General features: G+C 36.9%; 17 protein-coding genes and 1 pseudogene. 8 read left to right on the top strand and 10 right to left on the bottom strand.

What is annotated here, in order from left to right; all coding sequences use genetic code 11:
* Positions 1–9 precede the first annotated feature (9 nt).
* The 10 genes and pseudogenes from CICURV3402_RS04865 to CICURV3402_RS04825 all read right to left on the bottom strand — a co-directional run bounded on the left by CICURV3402_RS04865 (position 10) and on the right by CICURV3402_RS04825 (position 9,423).
* Positions 10–588: a UbiX family flavin prenyltransferase gene (locus tag CICURV3402_RS04865; RefSeq protein WP_158380079.1), complete on the bottom strand. Its 579-nt coding sequence runs from the start codon at positions 586–588 to the stop codon at positions 10–12.
* Positions 589–603: 15 nt separating this feature from the next.
* Positions 604–2,118, bottom strand: coding sequence for an amidophosphoribosyltransferase (purF, locus tag CICURV3402_RS04860; protein WP_158380078.1), 1,515 nt, complete (start codon positions 2,116–2,118; stop codon positions 604–606).
* 14 nt (positions 2,119–2,132) lie between these two features.
* Positions 2,133–2,642, bottom strand: coding sequence for a CvpA family protein (locus CICURV3402_RS04855; protein ID WP_158380077.1), 510 nt, complete (start codon positions 2,640–2,642; stop codon positions 2,133–2,135).
* Between the two features lie 50 nt (positions 2,643–2,692).
* Positions 2,693–3,244 carry an SPOR domain-containing protein gene (locus CICURV3402_RS04850; RefSeq protein WP_158380076.1) on the bottom strand — a complete coding sequence of 184 codons (552 nt, stop codon included), beginning with the start codon at positions 3,242–3,244 and terminating at the stop codon, positions 2,693–2,695.
* The gene (gene folC, locus CICURV3402_RS04845; RefSeq protein WP_158380075.1) at positions 3,234–4,520 is read right to left on the bottom strand and encodes a bifunctional tetrahydrofolate synthase/dihydrofolate synthase; all 1,287 of its coding nucleotides are present in this window, start codon (positions 4,518–4,520) and stop codon (positions 3,234–3,236) included. The genes CICURV3402_RS04850 and folC overlap by 11 nt, the downstream gene beginning before the upstream one ends.
* Positions 4,521–4,670: 150 nt before the next feature.
* Positions 4,671–5,573 (bottom strand): acetyl-CoA carboxylase, carboxyltransferase subunit beta, encoded by a 903-nt coding sequence (gene accD / locus CICURV3402_RS04840; protein ID WP_158380074.1) that lies wholly within the window; start codon positions 5,571–5,573, stop codon positions 4,671–4,673.
* 64 nt (positions 5,574–5,637) lie between these two features.
* Positions 5,638–6,282: pseudogene (locus CICURV3402_RS06795) on the bottom strand (DedA family protein).
* Positions 6,283–6,349: 67 nt separating this feature from the next.
* Positions 6,350–7,177 (bottom strand): tRNA pseudouridine(38-40) synthase TruA, encoded by an 828-nt coding sequence (gene truA / locus CICURV3402_RS04835; protein ID WP_158380073.1) that lies wholly within the window; start codon positions 7,175–7,177, stop codon positions 6,350–6,352.
* Positions 7,177–8,184: an aspartate-semialdehyde dehydrogenase gene (locus CICURV3402_RS04830; RefSeq protein ID WP_158380072.1), complete on the bottom strand. Its 1,008-nt coding sequence runs from the start codon at positions 8,182–8,184 to the stop codon at positions 7,177–7,179. Before CICURV3402_RS04830 ends, truA begins: the two co-directional genes overlap by 1 nt.
* 81 nt (positions 8,185–8,265) lie before the next feature.
* Positions 8,266–9,423 (bottom strand): 4-phosphoerythronate dehydrogenase, encoded by a 1,158-nt coding sequence (locus CICURV3402_RS04825; protein ID WP_187306961.1) that lies wholly within the window; start codon positions 9,421–9,423, stop codon positions 8,266–8,268.
* Positions 9,424–9,779: 356 nt separating this feature from the next.
* Here CICURV3402_RS04825 and lptD point away from each other — a divergent pair, with 356 nt between their 5' ends.
* The 8 genes from lptD (at position 9,780) to CICURV3402_RS04785 (ending at position 22,631) form a co-directional block, all read left to right on the top strand.
* The gene (gene lptD / locus CICURV3402_RS04820) at positions 9,780–12,119 is read left to right on the top strand and encodes an LPS assembly protein LptD (RefSeq protein WP_158380071.1); all 2,340 of its coding nucleotides are present in this window, start codon (positions 9,780–9,782) and stop codon (positions 12,117–12,119) included.
* 100 nt (positions 12,120–12,219) lie between these two features.
* Positions 12,220–13,185 (top strand): SurA N-terminal domain-containing protein, encoded by a 966-nt coding sequence (locus tag CICURV3402_RS04815; protein ID WP_158380070.1) that lies wholly within the window; start codon positions 12,220–12,222, stop codon positions 13,183–13,185.
* Entirely contained in the window at positions 13,175–14,173 is a 999-nt protein-coding gene (gene pdxA / locus CICURV3402_RS04810; protein WP_158380121.1) for a 4-hydroxythreonine-4-phosphate dehydrogenase PdxA, read from the top strand. The genes CICURV3402_RS04815 and pdxA overlap by 11 nt, the downstream gene beginning before the upstream one ends.
* Complete coding sequence (rsmA, locus tag CICURV3402_RS04805; protein ID WP_158380069.1) at positions 14,163–14,966, top strand: 16S rRNA (adenine(1518)-N(6)/adenine(1519)-N(6))-dimethyltransferase RsmA; 804 nt, start codon at positions 14,163–14,165, stop codon at positions 14,964–14,966. The genes pdxA and rsmA overlap by 11 nt, the downstream gene beginning before the upstream one ends.
* Before the next feature lie 58 nt (positions 14,967–15,024).
* A complete protein-coding gene (gene apaH, locus CICURV3402_RS04800) occupies positions 15,025–15,852 on the top strand; it encodes a bis(5'-nucleosyl)-tetraphosphatase (symmetrical) ApaH (RefSeq protein WP_158380068.1) in 828 nt (275 codons plus the stop codon).
* Between the two features lie 12 nt (positions 15,853–15,864).
* Positions 15,865–17,601 (top strand): autotransporter assembly complex protein TamA, encoded by a 1,737-nt coding sequence (tamA, locus tag CICURV3402_RS04795; protein WP_158380067.1) that lies wholly within the window; start codon positions 15,865–15,867, stop codon positions 17,599–17,601.
* Complete coding sequence (gene tamB / locus CICURV3402_RS04790; protein WP_158380066.1) at positions 17,598–21,413, top strand: autotransporter assembly complex protein TamB; 3,816 nt, start codon at positions 17,598–17,600, stop codon at positions 21,411–21,413. Before tamA ends, tamB begins: the two co-directional genes overlap by 4 nt.
* Positions 21,414–22,187: 774 nt before the next feature.
* The gene (locus CICURV3402_RS04785) at positions 22,188–22,631 is read left to right on the top strand and encodes a substrate-binding domain-containing protein (protein WP_235667677.1); all 444 of its coding nucleotides are present in this window, start codon (positions 22,188–22,190) and stop codon (positions 22,629–22,631) included.
* Positions 22,632–23,362 lie beyond the last annotated feature (731 nt).

Here is a 23,362-nt window from a genome sequence, read left to right as displayed (position 1 = left end):
ACACTTATTTTAACTCTTATGATCTCCTGGCCAACGTTTAAATAAGTCTTGAGGCAATGAAATAGAAAATTGATCTATCACCCTATTTACCGTTTGATAGATGATATCTTGGATGTTTTGAGGATGATGGTAAAAGGCGGGCAAAGGGGGCATTATCACAGCACCAAGCTCAGCGGCTTTTTTCATTAATTGTAAATGCCCCAAATGTAATGGAGTTTCTCGAACACACAGAATTAAAGGCCTTCGCTCTTTGAGCATGACATCTGCCGCTCGTGTCAGTAAATTGTCGGAATAACTGTGAGCAATAGCAGCCAAAGTTTTTATCGAACATGGCAATACGACCATGCCTATGGTTTTAAATGAACCTGAAGAAAGAGTAGCAGCAATATCACAAACAGAATATACGACATCTGCCATTTGTTTAACCTGCTGTAAACTCAATCTTGTTTCTAATCTGATAGTACGACGACCTGCATAACTTATAATCAGATGAGTCTCTACTTCAGGCACACTCTGTAGTACTTCTAAAAGCCGAATTCCATAAATGGCACCACTAGCTCCAGAAATACCAATAATCAGTTTCTGCACGAATCTTTTCCATTTTTATTTTTCATTATAAATTTCAAGATGTTCTGATTCAGAAGAGGAGATTGTTGATGTATCCTGCCCACTTCTGATTGCATTGAGATGAGTCAAATAATTTTGATCAACATCTTTAGTCACGTAATGACCATTAAAAACAGCACAATCAAACTCGGTGATTTCTGGATTATCAACTCTAACAGCGGCGATCAAATCTTCTAAATTCTGAAAAATAAGTGCATCAGCACCAATATATTCTTGAATTTCATTCACACCGCGACCGCGTGCCACCAGCTCATTCACACTCGGCATATTAATACCATAAACATTTTGAAACAAAATTTCTGGTGCAGCGGAAGCAAAATAAACCTGCTTTGCGCCCGCACCACGAGCGATTTCTACAATTTGCTCAGAGGTTGTGCCTCGTACAATTGAGTCATCGACCAGTAAGACATTTTTATCGCGAAATTCTGCCTTGTTAGCATTGAGTTTGCGGCGTACTGACTTACGACGCTCCTGTTGACCTGGCATAATAAAAGTGCGGCCTACATAACGATTTTTAACAAAGCCCTGTCGATAAGGAATGTGTAAAATACGTGCAATCTCTAAAGCAATATCACAAGAAGTCTCAGGAATGGGGAACACCACATCAATTTTTAAATGCTGCCATTGTCGAGCAATTTTTTCACCTAATTTTTTCCCCATTCTCACCCTCGCATTGTAAACAGAAATCTTATCAATGAAAGAATCTGGCCTTGCGAAATATACATATTCAAAAATACAGGGATGATATTGAGGATTTTCAGCACATTGTTGAGTGAATAATTCCCCTTCCTCAGTTACATATACACCTTCACCAGGAGTAACGTCTCGTAAAAATTCAAATCCTAATGTATCTAGTGCAATACTTTCTGAAGCGACCATGTATTCATTTTTACCACAAGCTAAAGTGCGGCTTCCTATCACTAACGGACGTATGCCATTAGGATCACGAAAAGCCACCATACCGTGATTTATGATCATAGCAACACAGGCATAAGCCCCCCTGATGCGTTTATGCATTTGTGCAATGGCCAAAAAAATATCATGTTTTGTCAATCGAAAATTTTTAAAACGATCTAATTCACTGGCAAACATATTTAATAAAAGCTCTGAATCAGAGTGAGTATTAATATGACGACGAATTTGTACTAACTCTTTTTTGAGTTGAGCTGCATTTGTTAAATTACCGTTGTGGGCTAAAGTGATCCCAAAAGGAGAGTTAACGTATAAAGGTTGTGCTTCCGAGACATTCGAACTGCCTGCGGTCGGGTAGCGGACATGTCCAATCCCTATGGTGCCCTGCAGTCTAAGCATATGCCTTGTATCAAAAACTTCTTTGACTAATCCATTGGCTTTCCGTAAACGAAATTGGCCATCGGCATCAATAGTTGCGATACCTGCGGAATCCTGACCACGATGCTGAAGCACTGTTAACGCATCATAAATCAATTGATTAACAGGGGTGAAACCGGAAATACCAACAATACCACACATAATATTTTTCCTTATTATTCTTTCGAGACTACTAATTGTGCTAGCGAAACAAAAGAAAACTTTTCTTTTAAAAGTGTTAATAGCCATTTCATCATTGAATGAAATTCTGGAATTAGGCGAGATTGAGTCAAAGCGTTATTTTGTGAAAAATGTGTAAAGTTTTCTAAAAACAATAATAAAGTAGTCACAATTAAAATCCCTCTTATTACCCCAAATAACATTCCAAGTATTCTATCAGGGCCGGATAATCCTGTCTGTTTGATGAAAGAATCCAGGAGATAGTTAATTATAGTTCCTATAAGAAGCATCGCTATCAATAAGAGACTCATTGCAATCAGATGGCGAATTTTTCGATCAGCAAAATCAGTAAAATACTCTGATACATAGGGATAAAAATAACCTGCCACAAAAAACGCACAACCCCATATCACCAGTGACCATGCTTCACGAATAAATCCACGTATGACACTAACCGCCGTTGAAAAAACCAATATACCGATGATGATGTAGTCAATCCAAAGCATAAATTATTCCACTGGAAAATGATAAATATAAAAAAACGCGGGAATTTTTACTAATATGTTTTAATTTGTCCGTTTAAACCAACGAGTCGATAAAGCTCAGGTTGCATAGATTCAAGTTTATCTTTCGAAGGATGAGGACCAATCAAAATCCGAGTGATTTTTCCTTTTATAGGCACAGGAGGAAAAGTAAAAACTTGATAATCTGATAATCGTAATTTTGCGATAATTTGATTGACTCTAGCTATATCATTAAAGGCCCCCAGCTGTATGACATACTCTTTCTGGATTTCTGATATTGCTTGTTTTGATCTCCATTCCTTTTCGGAAGGCGGTGATTTATTTTGATCTTTATAATCAACGGCATCTTCTTTTGATATCTTTTTTTCTTTAATTTCAAAAGAAAGCACTTTAGTGCTTTGAACTAAGGCAGGAGAATCTAAAGACACAAAAGGATTCATCCCGAGCGGGCTACTCAATACAGAGTTGGAAACCGAAGTGATGTCATGTTCTTTTTTGCCATCAAGCAACCATGGCAAAAAAATAATGGCCAGAATAACCAGAATGGACATACCCAGAAAACGATATTGAAATTTACTGATCACCGGTACTCCGGAGATTTAATGCTGACATCACAGGAGCAATGGTATAAAAAGAACCAAAAACCAACAAAACATCTTCTGGATTAGAAGATTGCATCGCCTGATCCCAAGCACTTTTTACATCAGGAGATAAAAATACAGATTTCTGTAAAAAACTCGCCAAAATTTGAGCAGGCGCCCCACGAGGTTCGCTTAATGTGGCGCAGTACCAATGGTCAACCCGTTCAGATAAAATGTCTAATGTGCCTTTAATATCTTTGTCCTTGAGCATTCCGACCACGGCATTCAGCTGTGCACCGGGTTTGGCTGAGTTTTTTAAAAATTGAGTCAGCTTATTAAGCAGATAACGAGCTGAATGAGGATTATGCGCCACATCGAGGATCACTAAAGGCTTTTGATCGATCATTTGGAAACGTCCCGCAAGAGAAGCCCCTTTCAAGCCCCTTTTAATCGCTTCTTTACTAATTATCTTAGGAAAATAATGTAATACCGCTAATGCGCAGGCCGCATTGATTAACGGGACATTAGGCAGGGGTAGATCAATTAACATGCGTTCTTTAGTTTTCCAAATCCATTGATTTTCCTGATGGCGAAATGTCCAAGACTGATCAATCCGGCGAAGATGAGCCGCTTTTTCTTTCGCTACACGAATAACAGAATCTGGGATGTCAGTGTCCGCGACCACGGCTGGTTTATTCGTCCGAAAAATGCCTGCTTTTTCTCGACCAATACTCTGACGATCTTTGCCTAAAAATTCGGTATGATCAAAATCGATATTAGTAATAACCGCAACATCTGAATCCACAATATTAGTGGCATCTAGCCGCCCACCTAAACCTACTTCCAGAATAACCACCTCCAGTTGATGTGATTTAAAAAGAAGTAAGGCCACCAAGGTTCCAAATTCAAAATAAGTCAACGAGATTTCACCACGAACTTTTTCAATCCGATCAAAGGCACTAGTAAAGCACTTTTCAGGAAGCATTTTTTCTTGAATACGGACTCGTTCCCTATAGCAAAGAAGATGGGGAGAACTATAAACCCCTACTTTGTAACCGTCTTCGATTAAAATTCTTTCCAAAATACGACAGGTGCTCCCCTTTCCATTCGTCCCTCCTACAGTGATGACCCACTCTGCCGGAGAGAGTAAATCAAGTTTTTCAGCGACTTTTTTCACTCTTTCTAGACCAAGATCAATCTTTGTAAAATGCAAGTTTGCGACGTAATCAAGCCATTGACTTAAAGAATTATCTGCGTGAGGGATAAAGGAGTCATTCATAACAGACCTGTTTCAAAAATAGACCTTTGCAAAATCTACTGAGAGTTATGGTGCCTACATTATCCGTTTTGAGTACCGTTTTTGTTTTTTTGGCGATAGATAAGTGATGAGCATCCCAAGCGATTTTTAGGTATCTTCCTTCATAGATTTTCAGTGACTGCCTTCTCTCATGTTTTGCAATTTGCATAGCATCATCGAAGGTTCAGGTTGATGAGTCAATTTGGATAAAAGACTGGCCAACTTGTATCGCATATCGAGACGGCTAACAATCATGTCTATGGCACCTTTTTGGATTAAAAATTCGCTGCTTTGAAAACTTGAGGGTAATTTTTCTCTAACAGTTTGTTCAATGATTCTAGGGCCTGCAAAACCAATTAACGCTTTAGGTTCAGCGAGATTAATATCGCCGAGCATCCCCAAACTAGCAGAAACACCGCCAAAAGTAGGATTAGTCAGAACCGAAATATAAGGCAATCTCGATTCCTGCATTTTAGCAAGGGCCGCGCTTGTTTTTGCCATTTGCATTAAAGAAGTTAGCGCTTCTTGCATCCTGGCTCCCCCACTTGAAGAAAAGCAAACGAATGGGCAGTTGTCTTGCAAAGCGTGTTTGACGGCACGAACAAAACGGGCACCAACGACTGATCCCATAGAACCAGCCATAAAAGAAAATTCAAATGCAGCGCTCACAATAGGCATACCAAATAACGTCCCTTTGATGACTATCAGCGCATCTTTTTCACCAGTATCTTTTTGTGCTCCAGAAAGGCGGTCTTTATATTTTTTTGTATCTTTAAATTTCAACAGATCTTTAGGTGTTAATTCTTCCGCTAAGTCGATTCTAAAACCTTTATCTAAGAAGGCATGTAATCGCGCTCGCGCTGATATCCTCATATGGTGGTGACATTTAGGACAAACCCTTAAATTTTGCTCTAATTCTGCGCTATATAATATTTGCTCGCATTTTTCACATTTCGTCCAAACGCCCTCTGGGATATTGGCTTTCTGAGTGCGGATAATATGACTTTTATTATAAATTCGCTCAATCCAGCTCATTATTTACCTTAGATAATTAATTTTTTATAAAAATAGAAAAATATTCAGCGCTTACATTCATTTTTTAATATTGACGTACGCCACAATGAGGCCATATTTTAAAAAGGCTCTGAAAAATCGACAGCACGATAATGAGCAAGATTAATAATTTCAAATGATTTTGTACCATGGGCACATAGCCAAAAAATATCCTGTGTAAGTGAAAGACAAAATCTACAAAAAAGCACCTAAGATTTTATAGAAAGTAAAATTAGGATAAGACATCTTACCTATACCTGCAATAAACGGAATAAAAGTCCGGACGATTTGAATAAAACAGGCTAAAATAACCGTCTTACCTCCATGCTTCTTATAAAATTTCTTAACGAGGTCGAGAGACGATCATTTTAAAATTTTTGAATTTAGATCACAAAAAAATTTTATCCGAAAATATAGCCTATGTAGTAATTCAATGTATCATCGATAATAGCCGCGATGATCATCAGACACATCATGAAGTGAACATTTAACTCATTTGAAGACAGTAATGCTAATAATCCCGACATAAAAAGCAGTAAATTGCCTAGCAGGCGAGGGGTTATGATGAAACCTGTTTTACAAAATAAAATAAAAAACAGTATTCCGTAAACCCATAGACCGTATTGTGACACGAGTTCCGTTAAATAAATGTCATATTCAGTATAAAATTAATAAAATGGATAAATTTCATAAAAACTCAGATGAATGAAAATGGGTTAATTAAAAGACCTCAAGTCACTGTGGATATCTTTTATTTTCTATGTATAAAAAAGGGGCCCCAGAGGGAGATTAGGTAAAGAAAAATGCGAGGGGTAATCAACTGAAACCAGATATAGACCAGAGGCTTTAGCAGTCACCGCCGCTTGAGTTCGATCTTTGAAAGCTAATAATTGAGCAATCCAATGTTCATTTTGATGACCAATCCCTACTTCTATTAAGCTTCCTACAATATTTCTGACCATATGATGTAAAAAAGCATTTGCTTTGATATCCACCATAATATAGTCTCCCCCAAAACGGCTCACCTTTAGATGATGCACATAACGCCAAGGCGTTTTTGATTGACATTGAGCGGCTCGAAATGAACTAAAATCATTTTCTCCGAGTAAGCATTGTGCTGCCCGTTCCATCTTATTTTCATCGAGTGGCATACTGTAATGAGCGATTCCTTCTGAAAAAAGAGCTGGTCGATGATGATTATTAAAAATAAGATAACGATAACGGCGAGCTCTTGCGCTAAAGCGTGCATGAAAATCTTTTGCCACTTTTTTTGCCCAAAGAACTGTAATATCGGGGGGTAAATAAGTATTGACACCCATGATCCAACTGACTTCTTTTCGGACCGCTTTGGTTAAGAAATGAATAACCTGAGCAGTCGCATGAACACCCGCATCAGTACGCCCAGCACAGCACACCGTGATAGATTCATTGGCTATTTTAGACAATGCGTGCTCCAAACATCTTTGTATACTTGGTACATGTTCTTGACGTTGCCATCCGTAGTAACGGTAACCGTTGTATTCAATCGCCAGTGCAATTTTGTGCTTTAGACCAGACGATAAAGTAGGTAACTTCAATATTGGCATTAATGCAATCGCTCCATAATTAAGAGTTCGGCAGTTTTGATGAGCATATTAGCGCCTGTGAAGCGGATATTATCCGCAACCGACCAAAATTGTACTATTTCTGGAATACCGTAATCATTTCGGATACATCCTATGTTGACAGCATTGTTTTCTAGATCACTTACCTGGGTAGGATAATCATATTCTGAAAATAATTGAATATTTTGAATATTTTCAAGTTCACTACGTACTTGATTGAAAGAAATAGGTTGTAATGCTTCAAAATGAACTATCTGAGCATGCCCATAAAACACGGGTGCCTGTATACAGCTAACTGAAATAGGTAGATGGGGATCTTGAAGTATTTTTCGGATCTGATTGACGAGATGACGTTCTTCATAAACACTTTCTTCTTCATCATTGATGAGCGGCAATAAATTAAAAGCTAACTGTTTTTTAAAAACGCTTTTTTCTGGAGACACCCCATTAAGTAACTTGGCTGTTTGGCCTGCTAAATCATCTACGGCCGCTTTACCGTAAGCAGAAACCGAGATCATATTAGTCACATTAAGACGTGATAACCCCATTTGCTCTATCAATGGTTTAATAGCAACCAGTAATTGACTGGTTAAACTGTCTGCTACCGCAACGATATTATGGTATGGGATCTGTGACAACACTTGTGGATTAACCATAGGTACTATTAAGGGAACATGAGAATCCATAGAAAATAATCCACTATTGTCGATTACCCTGCACCCTGCATCACTCGCTGTTTCTGCATAAAATGCGGTGGCTTTTCTTCCTGCAACAAAAAAAGCAATTTGTGCTTTAGACCAATCAAATTCAGCGGCATTTTGTACAGGTACACTTTTCCCTGCAAAACGAATCACTTCACCTGCACTTTTTTTCGTAGCTAAAAGATATAAATGGCCAATTGGAAATGAGCATTCTTGCAACATTTCTATTAATGCTCGACCTACCGCACCTGTTGCACCTAAGAGGGCAACATTCCAACCGTCAGACATATTTGGTTCTCTCCAACTATCATTAGAAATGAATTATTTTCCTTAATCGAAAAGCCATTAAAGATAAAGGCCATTAAAAAATCACAAAGATGAAACACTAAATCCCAATTTTTGTAAAAGTGATCGACTTTCTAAATAATGAGATTCAACACAAAAAGAAGACCATTCTCTACGTTCTTGATAATGTTTACGAATATCATCGAATCCTCCTTTGATGCCTGCTTTTTTTCGTAACAAAGCATCATCACGGCGCACATCATACACCAGGTGTATTAATTGCTTTAATTTGCTTGGACTTATCTCACCATTCAATTTAATTAGATTAAAATCTTCTGATGCTAATAAAGCATTCAGATCAATTGTCTGAGGTTGATTTAAAAATTGGCTAAAAGCAGAAAATATTTGAAGGGTGCCTCTGGCTTTACCTTCTAAGGTGTAACCTGCTATATGAGGAGTTCCAATGTCTACCAGAGACAATAATTTTAAACAAATGTCAGGTTCGGCATCCCATACATCTAATACTGCCCTTATCTTTTTCTTTCTTTCTAAAGCTTTCAGTAAAGCACGATTATCAATCACTTTGCCGCGGCAAGTGTTGATGAGAATTTTATTCTCAGGGAGAGCGGTTAACACATCATCATCTACTAAATGCAGAGTTTTATATAAACCCGTTACATTGAGGGGAGTATGAAAAGTTAGAATATCTGCCTGCATCACTAATTTTTCGAATGGCCAAAATTTTTGAATAGAATCATCCACCTGGGTTTGCTTTGCTCTTGGAGGATCACAAATTAACGTACGCACACCCAATGCGTTTAAACGTTGATAAAGTAAAGATCCAATATGTCCTACACCGATGATCCCGACTGTTTTATCCTGCAAGCAAAAACCTTGTCGTTCTGACATGACGAATAGAGCAGAGAAAACGTATTCCACAACTGCAATTGCATTGCATCCAGCTGCAGAGGAAAAATGTATTTTTTGCTGATTTAACCAAGAAATATCGATATGATCGGTACCTGCTGTTGCGCTTCCCACAAACTGTATAGGGGTTCCCTGTAAAAGTTTAGAACCAACATGGGTGACAGAACGAACCATTAATGCATCTGTTTTCTGTAAGCTTTCTCTTGTAATGTTACGCCCACGTATTAATTTCACCTCACCCATACGGTGAAATAACGTTTCAGCATATGGCATATTTTCATCTACGATAATTTTGAATTTTTTATCTGTCGGCATTAAATAAGTCAAGGTTAAATAAAAAAACTGTTTTTAAAATGGTAGAATATTTCAATTTGAGAATAGGCATGTAAAAGAAAAAAATTCTTTTAAAACAAAATAGACTTAGTAACAACAATTCTGTCACATTAAGAATTTTTAGATTTCTTTAAACACATTATATTGTGTTTTAGTCACTATTAGAAAATCATATTTTGAGGTTGATCGGATCAATGAAACAGAGAAAAAATAATGGAGCTTTTACTGTATGTTTGAGTTAACACTGGTGAAAATGGATTGAATCGTATAACCTCTAGCCGTTATATTTTATATAATATCCTTTTATTTTTAATAAATAAGTCAAATACAAAAACGGCATGAATAATCGCTTATTAACATTTTTAATTACCATCATTTTATTTCTATTTTACAGTGAAAAAGCCATCTCTAATATCACAAAACAATGTTCATTAAGTATTCCTCGTTACAACCAGCCCCTTGTTGCAAATAACCACCATGATCTCCCTATGTATATTCAATCAAATCAGGCATCAGCTGATTACCCTAGCACTATTATTTTTTCAGGTAATGTCACTGTTAAGCAAGGTAATTGCACTTTAAATGCAAATAAAATGACCTTAAATCAAACTCAGGGTCAAAATTCACGCCATAACCCTATTCGTACTACAGTGGCTACTGGGGATGTGAAATACTTTGATCCTGAAATAAAACTCGAAGGGACTCAGGCTAGGTCCAATATTGATACCAAAGACGCAGAGATCGATGAAGGAAAGTATCAGTTGGTTGGGCGTCAAGGTCAAGGTAAGGCGGACCTTATTCAAATACGTGATCAAAACCGTTATACCATTTTGAAAAATGGGACTTTTACTTCTTGTCCTCTTGATGATAATAGTTGGAATATTATCGGTTCAAAAATCGTTTTTGATAGAAAAAAAGAAGTGACAAAAATATGGAATGCCCGCTTTAAAATCTCGAAAATGCCTGTTTTTTATACTCCTTATATGCAATTTTATTTGGGAAAAGAGCGACACTCTGGTTTTTTAGTGCCTACTAATGAATATTCCAAAAAAAATAATTTTGAATTTACATTACCTTATTACTGGAATATTGCACCTAATTTTGATGCGACGATTACGACAAAATATTTGAGTAAAAGAGGGGTTCAATGGCGAAATGAATTTCGATATTTGTTTCCACAGGGCCAAGGTATTATGGTTTTTGAATGGCTACCTAATGATAAGCTTTATAAAGAAAAAAATAAAAATAGTCAGCGATGGTTGTATTATTGGAGTCATTCAGGAGTCATGGATAAAGTATGGCGATTTGGCGTTCATTATACCAGAATCAGCGATCATGATTATTTTTCTGATCTGAGATCTCCTTATGGTTTTTCTACAGATGGTTATGCCTCTCAAATTTTCAATGTAGGTTATTTCCAAAAGCATCGGAATTTAATGTTTTCATTAAAGAAATTTCAAGTATTTAACGAAAGTGGAAATAGAAATGCATACCGAGCTGAGCCGGAATTGGAGATCAATTATTATAAAAACGATATCGGCCCTTTTGATATGCATATTTATGGGGGAGCCGCGAGATTTACGAGTGTGAGTGCAGATAACCCAAAGACTGAGCGCTTTCATGTAGAATCTCAGTTACACTTGCCTCTCTCAAATAGGTGGGGGAATCTGAATATTGCAAGCAAGTTAATGGCGACTCATTACGAGCAATCTATCCCTGAACAGTTTTCTGATAAAAACTTGCAGTCTTCGTACAGTTTAGAGAATTCTGTTAATCGTGTCATCCCACAATTTAAGGCTGAGGGAACACTGATCTTCGATCGCTCCATGGACAAACTCTCTGGTTTTACACAAACTTTAGAACCACGAGTACAATATGTCTATAAAACTTATAAAAATCAAAATAATATTTATATTTATGATTCAACCCTTATGCAAAATGATTATCATGGTTTATTTCGTGATCGTACCTATAGTGGACTAGATCGTATTGCTTCGGCCAATCAAGTGACCACAGGTTTAACTTCCCGCATTTATGATAATGCTATGTTAGAGCGATTTAACATTTCTATCGGTCAAATTTATTACTTTGCTCCTTCTCGTTCTGTCAGCAATACTAAAATTGATAGCAGTCGTATCGGTAGTTTAGTTTGGGCTGGTGACAGTTTTTGGCGTATAACGGATCAGACTAGCTTAAGAGGGGGCATGCAATATGACACCCGTTTAGGCAGTATTGTTCAAAGCGATGCCGTTATGGAATATCATAAGGACAATAATCACATTTATCAATTAAATTATCGTTATGCAAGCCCAGAATATATTCAGGCTTCATTGCCGCATGTGAGTAGGCCCAATTACCAAAAAGGAATTTCACAAGTAGGTACGACGGTGAGCTGGCCTATAAAAAATCGATGGTTTCTAGTCGGTGCTTACTACTATGATATGAGAGCACATCAACCTGCCAGAGAATTGGTTGAAATCCAATATACCACCTGCTGTTGGAGTGTTAATCTTGGCTATGAAAATAGCATTAACGGTTGGAATGCTAACAATAATGGAAGTCAGTATGAAAATAGATTTTCAATTAATATTCAATTACGTAGTCTAAATACGAATGACAGCTTCAGTACACAAAAAGCACTGCAACGGGGTCCTTTACCTTACCAAAAACCTTTTTAATTTTAAAAAATGATAAAAACACAGAGCTTAATAAACTGGATCTCGTACCTATTCGCGGCAGCTTGAGTCAATAATCTACTTGATGAGATAAGGTAAAAATATGAAATATTGGAGAATATATGTTTTAGTATGGTTTTTAGGAAGCCACTTCACTGTTTTTCCAGCACCCAAAGAAATCAATAAAATCGTTGCTATAGTGAACGATTCCGTCATACTGCAGAGTGATATCAATCATAGGCTAAAAGTCATCAAAATGAATGCGAACAATATGCATCAGTCCTTGCCCGAGGAGGTGATTTTAAGACAGCAAATCCTCGAACGGCTCATAGTAGAAAGTATGCAATTACAAATAGCTGACAAAATAGGTTTCAAAATTCTTGATGATGATTTGGACAAAATTATTACTGATATTGCAAGAAAAAATCGTCTGACCGTTGATGAGATCCGTAACAAGTTGGCCGCAGAAAATATTCATTACGGTACTTATCGTAATGAAATTCGTAATCAAATATTAATTGCAGAAGTGCTTAAAAATGCGGTGAAACCTCGAATCAACATCTTTCCACAAGAAGTGAATGCTTTATCAAAGTTAATTTTGAACGAAAAAAATCAACATATGGAGCTAAATCTCAGTCAAATCTTGATTCCTATAACAGATAATTCTTCCCAGAAAGAGATAGATAAAGCCGAAAAAAAAGCCAATAAATTAGTCTCTCAACTTAAAAAAGACGTGAAATTAGGGGTCGCCTATTCGGCTGACTCGCAACCTTTGAAATGGGGAATGATAGGTTGGAAAAAAGTGCAAGAATTACCCACCTTGTTTTCTGAAAAATTAAAAGGCATTCATAAGCATAAGTTTGATATTATTGGCCCCATTCGCTCGGAGATTGGTTTTTATATTTTGCGCATTAACGATCTGCATACTATTTTTGAAAATAGTGAAGATATTAAAAACCAAGCTTACAAAATCCTGTTTAATCGCAAATTTTCTGAACAAGCCGAGACTTGGATACAAGAGCAGAGGGCTTCAGCTTACGTTAAAATTTTTGAACACGATAATGAATGACAATAAACCTATTCTCATCACGCCAGGTGAACCTGCTGGCATCGGTCCAGACCTAGTGATCGCTTTGGCACAACAGCATTGGCCTGTCGAGTTGGTTGTTTGTGCTGATCCTTATTTATTATCGGCACGAGCCAAACAGATGAATTTACCCCTGACATTGAAACAGTATCACCCCAAAAAAGACAGTCAGCCCTGTTTGCCATCCACATTGAGCATTTTACCCGTGAAAGTAAAAACTACCGTGATCGCGGGTAGGCTGAATGTCAATAATGCACCTTATGTGATAGATACACTGATGCAATCTTGTGATCGTCTTTTAGCTAGTGAATTTAGCGCCCTAGTCACTGGGCCGATTCAAAAGAGTATTATTAATGAAGCGGGCATTCCTTTTATAGGTCATACTGAATTTTTTGCGCAACGATGCAAATGCTCAATGGTCGTGATGATGTTAGTCAGCAAAAAACTTAAAGTGGCATTAACGACCACTCATTTGCCTTTATCAGAGGTATCGAAAGCGGTGACTCAAGATCACCTCAAACAAGTTATTCGTATTCTCAATCACGACCTTAAAACCAAATTCGGGATATCTCGTCCCCACATCTATGTTTGTGGGCTAAACCCTCATGCTGGTGAAAACGGCCATCTAGGAAAAGAAGAAATTGACGTTATCATTCCTGTACTCAATTTGTTACATCAAGAAGGGATGACACTTATTGGTCCTTTATCTGCAGATACGATATTTCATGAAAAATACCTAAAACACGCTGATGTGGTCTTATCTATGTACCACGATCAAGGATTACCTGTATTGAAATATCAAGGATTCGGCCAATCTGTCAATGTTACACTAGGGTTGCCTTTTATTAGGACATCTGTAGATCATGGTACTGCATTGGATATAGCAGGCACAGGTAAGGCTAAAGTAGGGAGTTTCGCTAGCGCAGTCAACCTATCCATCGATATGATTGTTAAAAGCGATGAACCGTAGACTTTATCAGGGGCATTTTGCAAAAAAACGCTTTGGACAAAATTTTTTAACAGATAAATTTGTTATTAATCAAATTATTTCATCGATCCATCCTTCACCTAAACAAATATTAATTGAAATTGGCCCAGGATTAGGAGCGTTAACACTCCCTATAGCCGCTCAAATGGATAAAATTTTGGTCATTGAATTAGATCGTCATTTGGCTGATCGCTTAAATCAGCATCCTCAATTAAAAGATAACCTAATTTTGTATCAACAAGACGTCATGACCGTGAATTTTTCAAAATTATCAGCGACTTTTAAGAAACCCCTTCGAATATTTGGTAATTTGCCTTATAACATTTCTACACCATTGCTGTTTCATCTATTTAAATATATTCACTGTATTGATGACATGCACTTTATGTTGCAAAGAGAGGTTGTTAATCGTTTGTTGGCAGCTCCAAATACGAAAGCCTACGGGCGTTTAAGTATCATGGCACAATATCATTGCAAGGTGATCCCCATATTGGCGGTACCTCCTAATGCTTTTACCCCCATACCTAAAGTATATTCAACGATGATTCGATTACTTCCACACCGATCTTTTTCTCATCCTTATCCTGTAACAGATATAGAGCGGCTTAACCTTGTGACAAGACAAGCTTTTAATCAAAGGAGAAAAACACTGCATAATAGTTTATGCGCTCTATTTGCTGACCAAGAATTGGCTAAAATAGGAATTTACCCAAAACTTAGAGCAGAAAATGTGTCCGTTGAACAATATTGCCTTTTAGCAAATCGGCTTCATTAGAGTATGTTTAAAACTTTTTCTAACCGCTTTTTCAACCTAAAACTGATATCAGCTTAATATGTCTAACTACCTGATCGGAGATGTCCACGGTTGCTTTGATGAGTTTAAAGCTTTGTTGGCTAAAGTGAATTTTGATAAAGAAAAAGACACCCTGTGGTTAACAGGAGATCTCGTTTCTCGCGGCCTTCAATCTTTAGAAGTATTACGATATGCCCGTTCTTTAGGAAAGGCTTTACGTATGGTATTAGGGAACCACGATCTGCATTTATTAGCGATATATGCAAGGATGAGAAAAAATAATCCCAAAGATCATCTTACTGCTTTATTAAGCGCTCCTGATGTAGATGAGCTGATCGATTGGTTACGACAACAGCCCCTTTTGCAAATAGATAATGACTTAAAACTCATTATGACGCACGCTGGGATCCATCCTCAGTGGAATAAAAAGACGGCACAAAAATGCGCTAAAGAAATAGAAAACATGCTTCTCAGTGATCATATCCCTTTATTTTTAGATAAATCGCATACGGAGACTCCTCACTTATGGAGTCCTGAATTAAAGGGTGATGTGCGTTTGCAATTTATGACGAATGTATTAACACGAATGCGTTACTGCTTTTCCGATGGAAGTTTGGACATGACTCACAAAGAAGTACCTGAAAAAATGCAGGGTGATTTATATCCTTGGTTTTTATTACCCCGTTTGTTGGAGCCTGAATATGCGATTGCCTTTGGTCATTGGTCATCCTTAAAAGGAAAAGGTACTCCAAATAATATTTATGCTCTAGATACAGGCTGTTGCTGGGGAAATGAATTAACTTTATTACATTGGGAAGAAAAGCGCTATTTTATTCAACCCGCTTATAAATGTAAACATGTGTTCTGAATAGGGAACTTGATGTCACGATGTCTGATTGTTTTCTTTTCATCATGTCTGATGGTGCTTTCGTTTTGTAGTTTTTCTAGCTCTTTAAAAAAGACTGCTTTGTCTTTGGACATCGAAGGTGTTGGAGGAGAGGTAGCTCGTAATGTTAAAGCTCGTCTGTTTATGATTAATACAGAATACACCACCGACAACCATCGTTTGAGATCACGGGTTAAAGCAGAAATTACCCTCGCATTGGAAGCCTTAGGTTATTATCATTCTGACATCAATTTTGAATTCACCCAGCAATCTGTATTGCTGGCTAAAATCACTCCAGGTGAACCCGTGCTGATTGCTGGAATCGATGTGATGTTAATGGGGCATGCTAAAAACGACCCTGATTATCAGGCGTTATTGAAAGAAACACCAATAATAGGCTCAATATTAAATCAAGGGAAATTTGACCAATTTGTAGATGCTCTCAATGGGCTTGCCGTGAGCAAAGGGTATTTTGATGCTAAAATGAAAAAAACTCAGCTTCGTATCGCCTTAGATCTGAATAAAGCTTTTTGGAAAATTTGTTTTGACAGTGGTGAACGTTATCACTTTGGTAAAGTGACTTTTTATGGTTCTCAAATTAAAGAACCCTATTTGCAAAATTTAGTGCCTTTTCATATAGGGGATCATTATAGTTCGGATAATACCGCTGAACTCAATCGGCGACTTTCTGCTACTAACTGGTTCAGCACTGTTTTGGTTTCTCCAAATTTTACCTCTTTAACAAGGAGTCAAATTTTACCACTAGATGCTGTGTTAACACCTCGTACAAAAAACAATGTGGAATTAGGGGGGGGATACTCAACCAGTATTGGCCCGCGTCTCAAGGCAAGCTGGAACAAACCTTGGGTTAATTCGCGAGGGCATAGCTTAACGACAAAAGGCAATCTTTCTGCTGCTGAACAAAACTTGGCTTTTAGTTATCGTATTCCATTAATCAAAAACGCATTGGAGGAATATTATTTATTACAAGCAGGTCTTAAAACCTCTAGGTTAAACGATACTAAATATAACATCAGTACCATGAATGTGGCTCGTTTTTGGAATTTTTCAAATGGCTGGCAACCGGCCATTCATTTTCGTTGGAGCTTAGAAAAAATCACCCAGGGTAAAGTAGATTCTATCACTGGTTTGCTCTATCCAGGGATCAGTATGAGTAAACCACTTCAAAGTGGTGAGGCCATGCCTCATTGGGGTGACAGTCAACATTATTCGTTAGATATTTCAAATAAAAAATGGGATTCTGATATTAATTTTGAAATTATTCAAGCTCAAAATGTTTGGATAAGGACCTTAGGAAAAAAATACCGTTTTATAGTGAAAACGCATCTGGGGTGGATAGCAACCAAAGATTTTCAATGGATGCCGCTTTCATTACGTTTTTTTGCGGGAGGTGATGGCAGCATCAGGGGTTATAAGTTAAAAAGTATCTCACCCCGTGACAGTGACCATAAACTCACTGGTGCTACAAAACTGCTCACTGCCTCTATTGAATATCAATATAATGTGATGGGTCGCTGGTGGGGAGCTGCCTTTGTTGATAGCGGTGAGGCTATCAACGATATCCGGCATAGTGATTTTAAAACAGGGGCCGGCATAGGGATCCGTTGGGCTTCTCCTGTTGGTCCTATCAAATTCGATATTGCAACTCCGATTAGCGATAAAAAAAATAAAAAATTACAGTTTTATATTAGTTTAGGGCCTGAGCTATGAGAAGAATAAAAAAATTCACTCTGGGTTTTTTTTTAGTTTTTTTATTGTTGTGTGGCATTTTATGGGGTTTGATTTGTACTACGGGAGGCCTCCATTTTTTAATCAAAAATATCGTTGATTGGGTGCCTGGGCTTAGTATTAAAAACATTGAAGGAAAATCAAACGACTTGACATTAAAAGGCATTCAATATCAGATGCCGGGTTTTAAATTAAAGATCAAAGAAATACATCTTGCTTTATATGTCTTTTGTCAAACATCGCTGAAATTTTGCATTGATGATTTCACACTCAATGACCTGGATATGGTGATAGAGACGAAAAAATTGCCTTCTACTGAAAAAGCATCGGATCAACCATTTACTAACCTTCGCATCTTTTATCCTCTGTTTTCAAAAAACCTCAGATTCATAAACCTAAATGTAACCATTGATGACACACATATATCTTTAGCCAATTTTCGTACACAAGCAGATTTACAGGGGCGAACACTGTCTTTGATATCCCCTCAACTCTCAGGACTGCTGGTCAGCTTGCCAAAATCTTTGGAAAAATTACAAGCTCCAGCACTCATCTATCCTGTCAAATCTAACGACCAAACCACTGCTACAGAAGCAACAAGACCTTTAACGAACTCTTCTTTTAATAAAAACATACATCCCGATCTTTTGGATTTTTTTGCTCAACCTATTTTATCTGCCTTGCCTGATTTTCACTTTCCTTTAAATATTCAAATTAAAAAATTAATAGCAGAGCAACTCAGGATCGTGAGGGATACAGATATTGTTATCAATTCTTTGCAATTAGAGGCAAAATCCTATAACCAACATTTTCAGGTGAATACATTAAAAGTCAGCCTTCCTTTTGGTTCTTTTTCTGTACATGGAGAAGCGAATTTTGCCGATCAATGGCCAATCGCCCTTAAAATTGACAGCCTGATAAAAATTCCTCCCCTATTAAAGGAAGAAAAAATACAGTTAAATTTAACAGGAAAACTCAAAAAACAACTTAAATTCACCGCTGATTTTTCTGGTTCTATCAGCGCTCAGTTAAATGCGACTACCACGCTCTCCAAATCGGGGCTACCCCTTATGATGACCTTAACATCGAGCCAACTTCAGTGGCCGTTTAAAGGAGATCCAGAATATAAAATCAACAATCTTCAACTGCAATTAAATGGCAAAGCTACAGATTATGCTTTGTCATTGACAGGAAATATGAAAAGTGAAGAGCTGCCACACGCGGAATTTAGTCTTGATGGAAGAGGTAATTTACAACAGTTTCATTTAATTCTTTTACGTTTAAAGCTTCTTAAAGGTCAGGTGGATTTATTGGGAATAATAGATTGGTCAAAAACCATCAGTTGGGACTCTATATTAATGTTAAAAGGAATTGATACAAAAAAACAATGGCCAGAATGGCCAGCTCAATTCAACGGAAAGATATCTACTCGTGGCACTATCGATGGTGAACGTTGGCAATTGCAAATTCCTGATATGCTCTTGAAAGGGGAGCTACAAAACAAACCCTTCAAAGTGTCTGGTTCTTTAAAAGACGATGAGGCTGGACAGTGTAAAATCTCCTCGTTTAATATAGATTTTGGGAACAATAAACTCAAAATCAAAGGAGATCTGACTCACCAATGGGTATTAGATATGAACATCGATGCGCCGAAATTACAGGATGGATTGCCGAGTGTCTCTGGTCAACTTAAGGGAATATTAAAATTAAGAGGGGACTTAATAAAACCTAAGCTAGAAGCGCATTTTATTGCCAATCAATTAAAATGGAAAAATTTCAGCATTTATCAAATTAAGCTCGATGCCAAGCTCCACTTTTTAGAACACATCAAAGGTCAATTCGTTCTACAGGTAGAAAAACTGAAACAATCTGATTTCATGCTTCATCATCTAATGCTCAATGCAAAAGGCACAGAAAAGCAGCATCAACTGGCTCTTCAATTTAAAAGCGAGCCTCTCTCTGGAAATTTTGCCTTACAAGGGGATTTCAATCGTCAAAAACAAATATGGGATCTCAAACTCAACAAAACAGATATTCGAACCCTATCTTGGAATTGGCATTTAAATCACCCAACAAGCATCAAATATTTTTATCATGCCCAAAAAGTCACTATTCAACCTCACTGTTTGGAGAATATACAGGCTAAATTGTGTTTAGCCGATATGATAGAGGCCACGAAATCAGGCGGGCAAATGAGTATGCAACTCAATCGATTTGATTTAGCGATGCTAAAACCATTTTTGAGCTCAGGTACATCCATTTTTGGACATATAACCGGAGATGCAAAGATGAAATGGACTGCAGAAGATCATTTGCCAACAGTTCAACTCGCGCTTGTAGGGCATGACGTTAAAATACGTCAAAATATTGCAGACAATCCTCTCAATATTGTATTCAATAATTTAAAGCTAGGGGTTCAACTCTCTCATAATAAAGCTCAAATCAATACTTTGATCTCATTGAAAAATAATGGTCAGATGCAACTGGATTTGAAAATATCTGATTTACAAGGGAAACGCACACTATCTGGAAAAATTGACATCGATCAAATTTCATTGGAACCTATCAACACAGTGTTAGACAAAAATGAAACAATAACGGGTGTCTTAAACAGTCACTTAGATATAAGTGGAAACTTAAAAAACCTTTTGCTATACGGTGATATTTCGCTCAATCATTTTTCTATTCATAGTAGTTGGATGCCAGTGAATATGGCCTCTCCCAATCATTTATTGATCAATTTTAAAGGGACGAAATCGACGTTAAGATGGGTAATTATAACAGAAAAAAGTCAAATTAACCTCTTAGGTAATGCGAACTGGGATCATATTGATGATTGGCGCGCCAACCTTTCGGCCAAAGGTGATCAGATTCGAGTCACTTGCCCACCTATAGTAAAGCTGGACATTTCACCCGATATACTATTTGAAGCTAGGCCAAAATTAGTAACACTTAAAGGTTTTATTGAGGTCCCATGGGCGCGAATTAAAGCAGAAAAAATTCCACCTAACGTCGTGGACGTTTCTTCATATAAAGTTATGCTAAACGATCAACTACAACCTATCATCCCTCAAAAAACAGCAATGCCGATTAATACTCATTTAAATATTAAAATTGGAAACGATGTCGCATTAGATGCATTTGGTTTAAAGGCGCAATTACAAGGGACACTTAAGGTTGAACAAGATCAATATGGAATAGGGCTACAGGGTCAAATCAACACCTCTTCAGGCAGCTTTCACGCTTACGGCCAAGACTTACTAGTCAAAAAAGGCCACTTGATATTTTCCGGGCCTACTAAACCTTTTCTCAATATTGAAGCCATTCGGAATCCTAAAAATATCACCCCTGGATATACCGCAGGAATTCGAGTCACAGGGAATGCGAATACCCCTAAAATTGAAGTATTTTCTGACCCCGTATTACCCAAGCAAGAAGCGTTATCTTACCTTCTTAGAGGTCAGGCTATAGATCAGTCTTATGGCACTGATAGTAGTTTAATAACTTCCATGCTAATTAACATGGGTATTTTACAAACTGAAAACTTGATTGGAGAAATAGGAGGTGCCTTTGGCATCAGTCGTCTTACTTTAGATACACATGGCGTAGGAAACGATTCTCAAGTTGTTGTGAGTGGTTATCTTAACAAAAATTTACAGCTGAAATATGGTGTCGACATTTTTGATTCGTTAGCCACACTGACATTACGTTATCAGTTAATGCCTAGATTATATCTAGAAGCCATTTCTGGGATTGGCCAAGCATTAGATCTTTTATATCACTTTGGATTTTAATCGTTTTCATCAGTATTCGAAAAGGATCATAAGTATGATCTGAAACAGGGCTTAATGATCTCATGTTTATAAACTGTATTATTTTTTCTTTTTTTGCGACGTAGATCATAAAATGATGTTTAACAAGTTATTTTTGAAAATTTAAATCACATATTTTGATATGTATCAGATATAAAATGATAAAAAATATTTAATATTGTGTTAATTGTTTTATTAATCATTGCTGATTGCTAAATCACGCAACATTAAATTTGATGAAAAGCGAGCAAAGAACATATGAGCTTAAGGTTTTTATTCTATATTCCATCGTCGATTTACCAGTTATTCATTGAATAAAAGTTAGAGAACAATTTGACTATTGGTACGATGAAAAAAATATTGGCAATAGTAAGCGTATCAACAGCAACGGTCTCTAGAGCTCGTAAGAGCACAGAACAAGTTTCCGTGTTGAACAGGGATAAAGTGGAAAAGTCCGTTACCAACGCAGATTACTATTCGAATGTTCTTTACAAAATATTAAACGAACCGAATCTCGTACTATCTTTGTATGTGTGCCTAACTTCGGTGACACTTTCTTTGATGATATCATTAAAGGCATTACAGAAATAGCCCTAAAAAAATACTATCAACTTCTCATTAACGACGCCGCGTAAAATAAAGGCAGATTAAATCCATTTACGATTGCAAGACAAATAGCATATATTGTGTTCTGTGGTTCTAATTTTAATTTAAATTTCACTAAAGCATCTCGGGAATATTTACTCCCCTATAGTGATGGTCAATGAATGTATTTATCAATTTAATCTGCCAACAGTGCATATTGACAACCTGGTTGCTTCTTTTCATGTCACGAATCATTTACATTATAAATTAGGTCATCGATGTATTTCCTGTATTTTAGGAATAGAGAGTCATCTGTTCTACCAAAATAGGTTACAGGGGCATATTCAGGCCCTTCATCGTAGTGCTATTCCGTTACAAAATAATTATTTTATACAATTTGATTTTGGTTATATAGCAGGTGTTCAGTCATTTAAAAAATTAATGGCTTTACCTAAACCTCTGACGGCCATATTTTGCCACAACGATCTTTTAGCAGTAGGAGCCTATCTATCAGGCAAAAAACAAGGAATAGAAGTTCAAAATGATATCTCAATTATGGGATGCGCTGATCTAAAACTGTCAGAATATATTAATCCTATGTTAATAACGGTATAAACCCTTCGTCATAAAATGGGTGAAAAAACAGCTGAACTCTTACTGGTTCATTTAGATGAGCATAAAATAGTAAAGGGATCTTATTTGTTAAAGAGTTCGTTATTGGCGAGAGAAAGCACTGGTTATTTCAAAAACCTGAGTTCTAGATAAGAAATTGAAATTTAGAGATTCTAACTTTAGAATCAGCATCACATAAATGAATTATGCGCGTATAGAATAAGTTTTGAGAGCCTGCTTTTTTGGTACAAAAATTTCTGGGGGTTAAAATAATGGATGAAATCAAAGATAATACAACTCACTGTAAGTGACAATTAATTAATATGGTTAAATCTATACACTATTTGCGGGGTCCTGAGTGTTTTTTGTGTTTTTGTACTATAAGGGATATGTTCAATAACGTATATGCAATAAAAACTTGGGCTATATCCTATTCTCTAGTGGCTATTTTCGTGTTAACCTGTTCTTCATGATAAGTGGTTTTATCATTATTTACTTAACCGAAAATCACAACAGTATTTTTCTTTCTCGGTTAAAGGACTGTGTACAGTACATCCAGTCTATTTGTTTTTTTAGTTTTACATACTGCAGTTATGTATCCATACGTCATTGTAGGAATTATCAAGTCTCCGTTTTTCTTATATATTAATTATAAGAGTGCCGTACTTTTTACGGGTATAGTACTATATACCCTGATTGAACTTTAACATATAAATTCATTTTCTATATGTTCT

Origin of the sequence: Candidatus Williamhamiltonella defendens (assembly GCF_900699045.1) — a bacterium.
GTDB lineage: Bacteria > Pseudomonadota > Gammaproteobacteria > Enterobacterales > Enterobacteriaceae > Hamiltonella > Hamiltonella defensa_A.
This window is presented reverse-complemented; position numbering and strand designations above follow the sequence as displayed.